Annotated in this window: 9 protein-coding genes; 7 read left to right on the top strand and 2 right to left on the bottom strand. The window is 65.3% G+C overall.

The window, feature by feature from the left end; translation table 11 throughout:
* Window positions 1-258: 258 nt before the first annotated feature.
* Window positions 259-969, top strand: a complete 711-nt coding sequence (ispD, locus tag VMI09_04280; GenBank protein ID HTQ23888.1) for a 2-C-methyl-D-erythritol 4-phosphate cytidylyltransferase — start codon at window positions 259-261, stop codon at window positions 967-969.
* A gap of 14 nt (window positions 970-983) precedes the next feature.
* On the opposite strand, the gene larE is transcribed toward ispD, so the two are convergent.
* Together larE and cysK are read right to left on the bottom strand one after the other, a co-directional pair.
* A complete protein-coding gene (gene larE, locus VMI09_04275) occupies window positions 984-1,847 on the bottom strand; it encodes an ATP-dependent sacrificial sulfur transferase LarE (GenBank protein HTQ23887.1) in 864 nt (287 codons plus the stop codon).
* Window positions 1,844-2,779 (bottom strand): cysteine synthase A, encoded by a 936-nt coding sequence (gene cysK, locus VMI09_04270; GenBank protein ID HTQ23886.1) that lies wholly within the window; start codon window positions 2,777-2,779, stop codon window positions 1,844-1,846. The genes larE and cysK overlap by 4 nt, the downstream gene beginning before the upstream one ends.
* A gap of 126 nt (window positions 2,780-2,905) precedes the next feature.
* On the opposite strand from cysK, the gene VMI09_04265 reads away from it, so the two are divergent.
* From VMI09_04265 to VMI09_04240, 6 genes are all read left to right on the top strand, one after another.
* Window positions 2,906-3,898 carry a glycosyltransferase family 9 protein gene (locus tag VMI09_04265; protein HTQ23885.1) on the top strand — a complete coding sequence of 331 codons (993 nt, stop codon included), beginning with the start codon at window positions 2,906-2,908 and terminating at the stop codon, window positions 3,896-3,898.
* 179 nt (window positions 3,899-4,077) lie between these two features.
* On the top strand, window positions 4,078-4,947 hold the full coding sequence (gene htpX / locus VMI09_04260; GenBank protein ID HTQ23884.1) for a zinc metalloprotease HtpX: 870 nt from the start codon (window positions 4,078-4,080) through the stop codon (window positions 4,945-4,947).
* A 5-nt stretch (window positions 4,948-4,952) separates the two neighbouring features.
* Window positions 4,953-5,480, top strand: a complete 528-nt coding sequence (locus VMI09_04255; GenBank protein ID HTQ23883.1) for a DUF1844 domain-containing protein — start codon at window positions 4,953-4,955, stop codon at window positions 5,478-5,480.
* Between the two features lie 33 nt (window positions 5,481-5,513).
* Entirely contained in the window at window positions 5,514-6,983 is a 1,470-nt protein-coding gene (locus VMI09_04250; GenBank protein ID HTQ23882.1) for a Do family serine endopeptidase, read from the top strand.
* A 65-nt stretch (window positions 6,984-7,048) separates the two neighbouring features.
* A complete protein-coding gene (locus VMI09_04245; protein HTQ23881.1) occupies window positions 7,049-9,433 on the top strand; it encodes a PBP1A family penicillin-binding protein in 2,385 nt (794 codons plus the stop codon).
* A gap of 80 nt (window positions 9,434-9,513) precedes the next feature.
* Window positions 9,514-9,716, top strand: a 203-nt coding sequence (locus VMI09_04240; protein HTQ23880.1) for a hypothetical protein, incomplete at its 3' end; no start/stop codon positions are given.

Genomic DNA, 9,716 nt, shown 5'->3' with positions numbered 1-9,716 from the left:
CTCACCACTCGCTACTACGACCGCCTCGGAGTGCCCAGACTTGCCCAGTAACCTCAACCTTCCGAACCGCCGGATGCGGACCCGCATGTCCGGTGGTGTGGCAGGGGAGTAGCGCTGCGGCGCTACCCCCTATGCCGATTTCCCGCTGCTCTTTGCCGCGATCATCGCAACGGCCCGCTCTTTGCCCTGCCGCACGCCGATTCGCTACGCTCGATAGCGCCGCGCGCCGAAAGAGACGCCGCGGCGCGTGGAACCTTGATGCGATGCTCGGTCATAATCGTCGCTGCAGGAAGCGGGACACGGCTTGGGATGGATACGCCCAAAGCGTTCGTGCAACTCGCCGGAAGATCGCTGCTGTACTACTCGCTGCGCGCGGTCGCCGCGCTCCACGCGAACGACGAAGAGGTGGTGACAGTAGAGGCGGTGGTGACCGTGCCGGCCGGGAGGGAGAAGCGGGCGCGCGCCGAAGTCGAGCGCGCGCGCGTTGAAATTCCGGTCAAGCTGGTGCCAGGCGGGGCCGAGCGCCAGGATTCGGTGAGAATCGCGCTCGGGATCACGAGTGCGGAAAGCGAAGTCGTCGTGGTCCACGACGCGGCGCGTCCGTTCGCGACGCCCGCGCTGTTCACTGCCTGCATCGAAGCGACAGCGCACGCCGACGGCGCGATCGCGGCGGTCGCCGTCGCCGACACGCTGAAACGCGTCGAGGAGGGCCGCACGATCGCGGCGACGGTTGCGCGCGCGGGACTATGGCAGGCGCAAACGCCGCAGGCCTTCAGGCGCGAGCGGCTGATCGCGGCGCATGAGCGCGCGTTCAGCGAGCGATGGGCCGCGACCGACGACGCCGAGTTGGTCGAGCGGTGCGGTGGGCGAGTAGAGGTGGTCGAAGGCTCCGCCGCGAATCTGAAAATCACCACACCGGCCGATCTCGAAATCGCCAAGGCGCTGGCCGCGCGAAGCTCGGCCGGCTAAAAACCCCGGGCTCTTTAGCGAGCACCGCCCGGCGCTATGGAGTCAGCGGGTGCCGCGCTCGCGACGCCCTCATTTAGCGAGCCCGAGCGGAAGCCCTTCAGATCGACGGTCACGAAGCGAAAGCCGAGTTTGCGCAACTCGCGATCGACGCCTTCGCGCGTCGCCGGTTCGAGCAGCCGCGCGATTTCCGATTGCTCGACCTCCAGCCGCGCGACCTCGCCGTGATGGCGCACGCGCGCTATCCGAAAGCCCATCGCGTGCAATAGCCGCTCGCCGCGCTCGACCTGCTCGAGCCCTTCAGGCGTGATCCGCGTCCCGTACGGAAACCGCGACGAGAGGCACGGCGACGCCGGCCGATCCCAGGTCGGCAGGCCCAGCGCGCGCGACAGTTCGCGAATCTCGGCCTTGCTCAGTTCGGCTTCGACCAGCGGATGGCGAACGCGCTTTTCTCCCGCGGCCTTGATTCCAGGGCGATAGTCGCGCAGGTCGTCGAGGTTGAGTCCGTCGACGATCACGTCGATTCCGAGTTCCGCTGCCTTGGCCTCGCAGACCGTGAACAGGTTGTGCTTGCAGAGGTAGCATCGGTTGAGCGGATTCTCGGCGTAGCCGGGAACCTCGAGCTCGTTGGATTCGACGACCAGGTGGCGCGCGCCGATCATCCGCGCCATCTCGAGCGCGGAGCGCCGGTCGTCGTCGGGCATCGTAGGCGAGGTCGTGGTGAGCGCCAGCATCCGCTCGCCGAGCACGTCATGCGCGACGCGCAGAACGAACGTCGAATCGACTCCGCCCGAGAACGCGACCATCGCCGAGCGCATCGGGGCGAATATCGCTCGCAGCCGGTCGAGCTTGCGCAAAGGCTCCGCGCGCATCGCGCTCATATTCCCTCGGCCTGGAAAAGATCGGTCGTCAGGTAGCGTTCGCCGGTATCGCAGAATACCGCCGCGACGATCTTGCCGCGTCCAAGCCGCTTTGCCACCTGCAGCGCCGCGCAGCATGCCGCGCCCGAGGAGATCCCGACCAGCAATCCCTCTTCGCGGGCGAGGCGGCGCGTATGTATCGTCGCCTCCTCATCGCTCACCGCGATGATCTCGTCATAGATGCTGGTGTCGAGGTTTTGCGGCACGAAGCCGGCCCCGATTCCCTGAATCTTGTGGAACCCGGGCTCGCCCCCCTCCAGCACGGGAGAGTTCTTCGGTTCGACCGCCACGATCAACGGCCGTCCGCCGAAATGCTCGCGCAGGTAGCGTCCGACGCCGGTGATCGTGCCGCCCGTGCCGACGCCCGCCACGAACGCATCGATCCGCTCGAGCTGGCCCGCGAGTTCGGGGCCGGTGGTTGCGTAATGTACGTCCGGATTGGCATGGTTGCTGAACTGTTGTGGCATGAAGTAGCGCGGGTTTTCGCGCGCCAGGTCCTGCGCCTTGGCGATCGCGCCATGCATCCCGCGCGTGTCGGGCGTCAACACGAGCCGCGCGCCGTAGGCCGCCAGCAGCGAGCGCCGTTCCTCGCTCATCGTATCGGGCATCGTGAGGATAAGCTGGTAACCCTTGACCGCAGCCACCAGCGCAAGGCCGATTCCGGTGTTGCCCGAGGTCGGCTCGACGATGGTCTCGCCGGGTTTGAGCCGTCCCTCGCGCTCTGCCGCTTCGATCATCGCGACGCAGATCCGGTCCTTGACGCTGCCGCCGGGGTTGAAACTCTCGAGCTTGGCCCAGATTTCGGCGTCGTCCTTGCCCGGAAGGCGATTTAGCCGCACCACGGGGGTATGGCCGATGAGTTCGAGCGGTGAGCGCGCCACGCTGTTCGGCATGGAGCGATTCTACCCGTATCGGCTGGCGTTTTGCGACTACTCGGCATGCGGCAGCGCGCTTCGGCGTCGGGAGTAGCGCCGCCTTGGCTGAACCGCTGGCGGCGCCGTGATGGTAGATTGTCGGCAATGGCCAAGTCGGAGTCGGAGCGAGTCGCGGATGCGCGGGTGCTGGTCATCTTTCCCGGCGCACTTGGCGACCTGGTCTGCCTGGTTCCGGCGCTGCGCGCGCTCGCGCGGCGCCATCGCGGCGCGGCGCTCGAATTGATGGCGCGTGAGGAGCTTGCGCGCTTCGCAGTTAATCGAATCGGCTTCGAGCAAAGCCGAATAGCACGCGGTCATTCGATAGATTGGCGCGAGGTTGCCGCGCTCTTCGCCGAAGATCCCGGACTCGCCGATGCGGCGCGATTCTTTCGTCCGTTCTCGCGCATCTATTCGTTCTTTGCCTGTGACGATGCGCGCTTTCGCCGGGGCCTCGAAGCCGCCGCCTCGCCAGGAGCCGTCAGTTTTCATGCTTTTCGTCCGACGAGTGATGGCCACGTCGCCGCCGCCTATCTCGACGAGATCGGCGAGAGTCCGGCAGCACCCCGCGGTGTACCCGACGCGCGTCTTGACGTTCTTCCCTGCGATATCGGCGAGGCGAGGCGGGCGCTTGCGCGGCTCGGTCTCGAAAACAGGCGCGTCGTCGTGCTTTTCCCCGGAAGCGGGGCGGCCTACAAGAACTGGCCCGCGGAAAATTTCACGGCCCTGTCCGATCTCCTGCCGGCGTGGCTTCAGCCACTTGTCGTGATCGGTCCCGCCGAGCTTTCGATCGAGCGGCTGTTCATTGCATCCGGAATTGCGCGGCTTGGCGATCAGCCGCTCGGCACGGTAGCCGGTCTGGCGCATCTAGCGGCCGGCTTTGTCGGCAACGATTCGGGCGTATCGCATCTGGCGGCCGCCGCCGGCGCGCCTGGGGTGGTAATCTTTGGACCGACGAAACCAGAGCGATGGCGTCCGCTCGGCCGCGTCCGGGTTTTGCGGATTCCGAGGCTCGCGGATCTGACGCCCGCCGAGGTGGCTGCCGCGCTGCTGGAGTCAACCGCAAGGTCGAAATTTGAAGCGGCCCGATCCCGTCGCTAAATAGAGGATGCGCGGTGGAGCGAACGGACGCATCGATGGTTAAGTTTGAGCGCGGGCAGGGGCGCGTTGACTGCAAAAATCGCCCGGCGTAGCCTCAAAGGGAGCCGAGTCATTTCAATCTGCGACGCCAAATTTCGCCCGATTTACTGGAGCTTTCTACCCTTACGCAAAAGGACTCTATGCTGCGTAGCGCAATCAAAACCACCATATTGCTCGGCGCTCTGACCGGGCTTCTGATCCTCATTGGAGGCGTCGTGGGCGGCCGCGGCGGCGCGGAACTCGCCTTCCTTATCGCGCTCGCGATGAATTTCTTCAGCTACTGGTTCTCCGACAAGATGGTGCTGAAGGCCTACGGCGCGCAGGAGCTGGACCCGGCGAATGCGCCCGAGCTCTACTCGATCGTCCAGGAGCTGGCGCTCGAAGCGCACATCCCGGTGCCGCGGATGTATATGATTGACACCGATACGCCCAACGCTTTCGCCACCGGGCGCAATCCGAATCATGCGGCCGTCGCAGTGACGCGGGGTATTTTGCGGATTTGCAGCCGCGACGAACTCAAAGGCGTGCTCGGCCATGAGCTTTCTCACGTCATAAACCGCGATATCCTGACGAGCTCAATCGCCGCGACATTGGCCGGCGCGGTCATGATCCTGGCCTCGATGGCGAGGTGGGGCGCGTTTTTCGGCGGCTTTGGCGGCGGCAGCGACGACGACCGCCGCGGCGGCATGATCGAGCTCTTGCTGATGGCGGTCCTCGCGCCGCTCGCCGCGTCTTTGATTCAGCTCGCGGTGTCGCGTACGCGCGAGTATCAGGCGGACGCGAGCGGTGCGCGTCTGACCCATCATCCGCTCTTCCTCGCCGGCGCGCTGCGCAAGCTCGAAGCCGCCAATGAGCGGATGCCGATGGACGCCGGGCCGGCGACAGCCCATCTGTTCATCGTCAATCCGCTGAGCGCGCAGGGTCTGATGAGCAAGCTCTTCTCAACCCATCCGCCGCTCGAAGAGCGCATCCGGCGCCTCGAGCATATGGCGAATACGGAGGCGGTCTAAGGCCGATGGCATCCGAGGACGATAGCTCCAAGGGCTTCAAGATACAGGACCGCCGGCGCTTTTCCGCCGAGGGCGAGCTTAAGCCGGAGTTCAGCGGCGCCGACGAACCGGCGGCCGCGGAATCTTCCGCGGGTCATGCACACGGCGGCGGGACACGCGACGCGGCCGAGCCGCATCATCACGCGACGGCCACTCACCCGCAGCAGGCGGCCGCGGCCGCGGGATATGCTGCCGCGCGATCGGCAGGCTCCGAGTCCGCCGAAGCCGCGGCGCAGGCAGGCGAGATCAACTTCGGGGCCTTCCTGATGAGCCTTTCGACCGAGGCGCTGGTGCATCTGGGCGAGATGGCCGACCCCGCCAGCGGCAGCCAGCCGCATCGCGACCTCGGGATGGCGCAGCAGCTTATCGACATTCTGGGGATGCTGCGCGAGAAGACGCGGGGCAACCTCGACCGCGACGAGCAGGCGCTGCTGGACGCGATTCTCTTTGACCTTAGAATGAAATACGTTGAAATCGCTCGCCGGAACGGCTGATTCGCCAGGGTCCGGGTCAGCGCGCGAATGTCTTTGAAGTTCGGTAACGTCGCCATCCTTTGTTTCGCGGCGGTGATGCTGCTGATATGCGGACCCGCGGCGCCACGGGCGCTCGGCGATCAGTTCTGGTACGAGCTTACCTCGGCGCGCGCGCCCAAGGCCGAGACCCTGCCCGATTTCGTCGCGTTGGCGGACAAACTCGGCCCCACCGTGGTCAATATCTCGACCGAGCAGGCCGGACCGTCGGCCTCCTCCGAGGGCGAAGGCGACAACTCGGGACAGGGCGGCGAAGGCGGCGGGAGCGAGGGCGGCGGCAACGAGCCCTTTAACGAATTCGGCGAGCCGTTTGGCGAGCCGCACGGCCGCAGCCTCGGTTCCGGTTTCATCATCAACCCGGCCGGCTATATACTTACCAACGACCACGTGATCGAAAATGGCCGCGAGGTCATAGTCACCACCAAGGACGGCAATCAGTACAAGGCTATGGTGGCGGGGCGCGACGCCAAGACCGACATCGCGCTTTTGAAAATCAACGCCAGGCATCAGCTGCCGGTGGCGCCTCTCGGCGACTCTGACGAAGTGAGAGTCGGCCAGTGGGTGATGACCATCGGCGACCCGTTCGGCTTCGACCATACGGTGACCGCCGGGATCGTGAGCGCCAAGGGTCGCTTCATCCCGGGCAATTACGACGAGTTCATCCAGACCGACGCCGCGATAAATCCGGGCAACTCGGGCGGCCCTTTAATCAATGTTCGCGGAGAGGTGGTCGGCGTAAACTCCGCGATTTTCACCCGCACCGGTTCCAACACCGGCATCGGCTTCGCCATCCCGGTCAACCTGGTGAAGGAAGAGCTCGCGCAGCTGCGCGACCACGGCAAGGTGGTGCGCGGATGGCTCGGAATCTACGTGCAGCGGGTCACGCCCACGATCGCGGAATCGATGGGGCTCGAGGAGCCGCGCGGCGCGCTGGTCGCCGAGGTGCTGAGCGAGGGGCCGGCCAAAATTGCGGGGGTTAAGCGCGGCGACGTAATCATGGCTTACGACGGCGTCTCGATCGAAGACTCGCGCGAGCTGCCCCTGATGGTCGCGCGCACGCCGCTCGGCCATGACGCGACGCTGAGGCTCATCCGCGACAGGAGATATATCGAGCTGCCGGTCACCATCACGGCCTCGCGCGAGACCCACGTCATCGCCGCCGCCAGGGCGCTGCCCAAGGGTACGGCGCCCTTCGGCCTCACGGTCAAGGACCTCGACCCCAAGCTCGCGCGCGACATGGGGCTCGGCCAGAGCAAGGGCGTGGTGGTCTATTCGGTCGAGCCTGGCAGTTCCGCCGACGAGGCCGGGCTGCACTCGCGCGATATCATCGTCGAGGTCAACCGCCACGGCGTCGGCAACGTCGACGCCTACGAGCGCGCACTCAGGCTCGCCGGAGGCAAGGCGATCCTGCTCCTGATCAGGCGTCACAACAGCACTGTCTTCGTGCCGCTCGAGCCGGAGGGTTAGGCGATGCGCGGCGGCGGGCAGGCGCCGGGCGCTCAGGCGCGAACGGCAGGACGTTTTTGTCTGCGATGAAACGGGCGCTCAAAATAGCCGTGTTCGCGATCGCGGCGATTATGCTCTTCGCCCTGCCGCCGCTTATCTACGAGTTCCTGAACTACTACAACGCACTCGAGAATGAAGTCGTCACGCGCTTTTCGGGCAAGCGATGGAACATCCCGTCGCGCATCTACTCGGATTCCTGCTCCGTCTATCCGGGCCAGAGCCTCGACGACCTCGGTTTCTTCCAGCGCCTGGCGCGCCTCAACTACCATCGCGTCGCTTCGGCCGAGGTCGCTTCGCGCGGCAACTATTCGCTCGATGAAAAAAAACATCGCCTGACCGTTTTCCTGCACAGCTTCGCCTATCCGTACAACGAGTTCCCGGGCGAGGCGGTCGAGATGACACTCGGTCCGCATGACACGGTGCAGGCGATGCGCGATCCGCTCACCGGCAAGCCGCTCTACTCGATGGAACTCGAGCCGGAACTGATCAGCGGAATTTTTCAGGGCAGCTGGCAGCAGCGCCGGCTGGTGCCGCTAAACCAGATTCCGGACGCGCTCGTTGACGCGATCCTCGCGGCCGAGGACCATCGCTTCTTCGAGCATCATGGCATCGACGTCGTCCGTATCATCAAGGCGGCGTGGGTGGACTTCTCCGCGCATCGAGTGCGCCAGGGCGGCTCGACCCTGACCCAGCAGCTGATGAAGAACTTTTTCCTGACCAGCAAGCGCGACTGGCGGCGCAAGCTCAAGGAAATCCTGATGGCGTATATCGCCGAGCGCCGTTATTCCAAGGAAGTGATCCTGGAAAACTACATCAACGACATCTACCTCGGGCAACGCGGCCAGGAGGGGATTTACGGCGTATGGGAGGCATCCGAGTTCTATTTTTCCAAGGAGCCGCGCAACCTGACGATCGGCGAGATGGCGACGATCGCCGGGATGATAAGTTCGCCCAATCGCCTCAATCCGCTGCATCACCCGCAGCTCGCCGAGCAGCGGCGCAATGAAGTGCTGGGCCTGATGCTCGCCGACGGCTATATCAGCAAGGCCGCTTATGACACCGCCGCCACCGAGCCTCTGCACCCCCGCGAGTCGTTCGTCGAGAACAACGACGCGCCCTACTTCGTCGATTACATCAAGCACGAACTGGCCGAGCGCTATCCGCCCGAGGTCCTGACCGGCGAGGGGCTTAGAATCTTCACCACGCTCGACGTGCACGCGCAGAAGCTGGGCGAGAAAGCGGTGCGCGACAATCTCGATTACCTCGAACGCCGCTACACCTCGCTCCAGCGCAAGGAAAAGAAGGATCAGCTCGAGGAGGCGCTGTTCGCGATCGAACCGCAGAGCGGCAAGATCCGGGTGATGGTGGGCGGGCGCGACTACCGCGAGAGCCAGTTCGATCGCATCACGCAGGCCAAGCGCCAGCCGGGGTCGGCGTTCAAGCCGATCACCTACCTGGCCGCGATGGAAGAGACGCTCGAGGGCGGCCCGGAGCATTTTCTGCCGACCACCTACATCGACGACACGCCGTTCACCTGGACCTACGGCAACATGAGCTGGAGCCCGAAGAACTACAAGGAACGCTACTTCGGCCGCGTGACGCTGGAGTTCGCGCTCGAGGAGTCGCTCAACTCGGCGACTTCGCGTCTGGCCAACCAGATTGGCCTTGACCGCGTGCGCGCGATGGCCCAGCGGATGGGCTTCGGCGACCTGCCGTCGTATCCGTCGATCGTGCTCGGCGGAATTGAAGTCACGCCGATGCAAATCGCGCAGGCGTATTCGATCATGGCCGACTACGGTCTCGAGGTGCAGCCCTACGCGGTCACGGCGGTGGTCGACCAGAACGGCAAGGTGATCGAAGGGCATGAACTGCAGGCGAGCCAGGTGCTTTCACCGCAACTCGCCTACATGATCGACTTCATGCTCGAGCAGGTCATCAATCACGGCACCGGCGAGGGTGCGCGCAAACGCGGCTTCACCCGCCCCGCCGCGGGCAAAACCGGCACCACCAACGACTCCAAGGACGCCTGGTTCGCCGGCTTCACGCCCAACCTGCTGGCCGTCGTATGGACCGGCTTCGATCAAAAGGAGGAATTGGGATTGACCGGCGCGGAAGCCTCGCTGCCGGCCTGGACCGACTTCATGAAGGCCGCCGCGGCGTCGCGTCCGCCGCTGGACTTCGTCCCGCCGCCCGGTATCGTGGTGGAGAAGGTTGACCCGCTGACCGGATATCTGGCCGGGCCGAATTGTCCCGTCGTGATAGAAGGAGCGTTCCCGACGGCGCTTGCGCCGACGCAAGTCTGTCCGTTGCATGCCTCGGGCGCCACCACGCCGGCCGCCGACAATTACGCTGCGCCCGGCGCTCCGGCAGGAAGCAACTGGGAACGCGTGCCGCGCGAGCCTAACGATTGACGCCCGACGATTAACGATTCATGAGAAGTGAAACCCCTTGCTCCGCGCGGAGGGCTCTGAGAGGGCGCACCGCGCCGATTGTGCTGGCATGCGCGATCGCGGTTGCGGGCTTCGCCGCGGCGGCGACGACCGCGTTCACGGCGCAGCGCGCCGCGGCCTCGGGGTCGACGTCAGTCCTTGCACTCGAAGAGCAGAGCCTGCCGCCGGAAGACCTCGCATCTCCAGCGGCCTCGCCGGCCGCACTGCCCGCTCCGTCGCCCGCCGCGGCCGGGGCGAAGTCTGC

Source organism: Candidatus Binataceae bacterium (assembly GCA_035500095.1).
Classification (GTDB): Bacteria; Desulfobacterota; Binatia; order Binatales; family Binataceae; genus JAKAVN01.
This window is presented reverse-complemented; position numbering and strand designations above follow the sequence as displayed.

Bases quoted from the DNA above. Each gene is read 5' to 3' on its own strand.
- larE (HTQ23887.1), bottom strand. From the start codon at position 1,847: ATGAGCGCGATGCGCGCGGAGCCTTTGCGCAAGCTCGACCGGCTGCGA.
- VMI09_04245 (HTQ23881.1), top strand. From the start codon at position 7,049: ATGAAACGGGCGCTCAAAATAGCCGTGTTCGCGATCGCGGCGATTATG.
- htpX (HTQ23884.1), top strand. From the start codon at position 4,078: ATGCTGCGTAGCGCAATCAAAACCACCATATTGCTCGGCGCTCTGACC.
- VMI09_04265 (HTQ23885.1), top strand. From the start codon at position 2,906: ATGGCCAAGTCGGAGTCGGAGCGAGTCGCGGATGCGCGGGTGCTGGTC.
- ispD (HTQ23888.1), top strand. From the start codon at position 259: ATGCGATGCTCGGTCATAATCGTCGCTGCAGGAAGCGGGACACGGCTT.
- VMI09_04255 (HTQ23883.1), top strand. From the start codon at position 4,953: ATGGCATCCGAGGACGATAGCTCCAAGGGCTTCAAGATACAGGACCGC.
- cysK (HTQ23886.1), bottom strand. From the start codon at position 2,779: ATGCCGAACAGCGTGGCGCGCTCACCGCTCGAACTCATCGGCCATACC.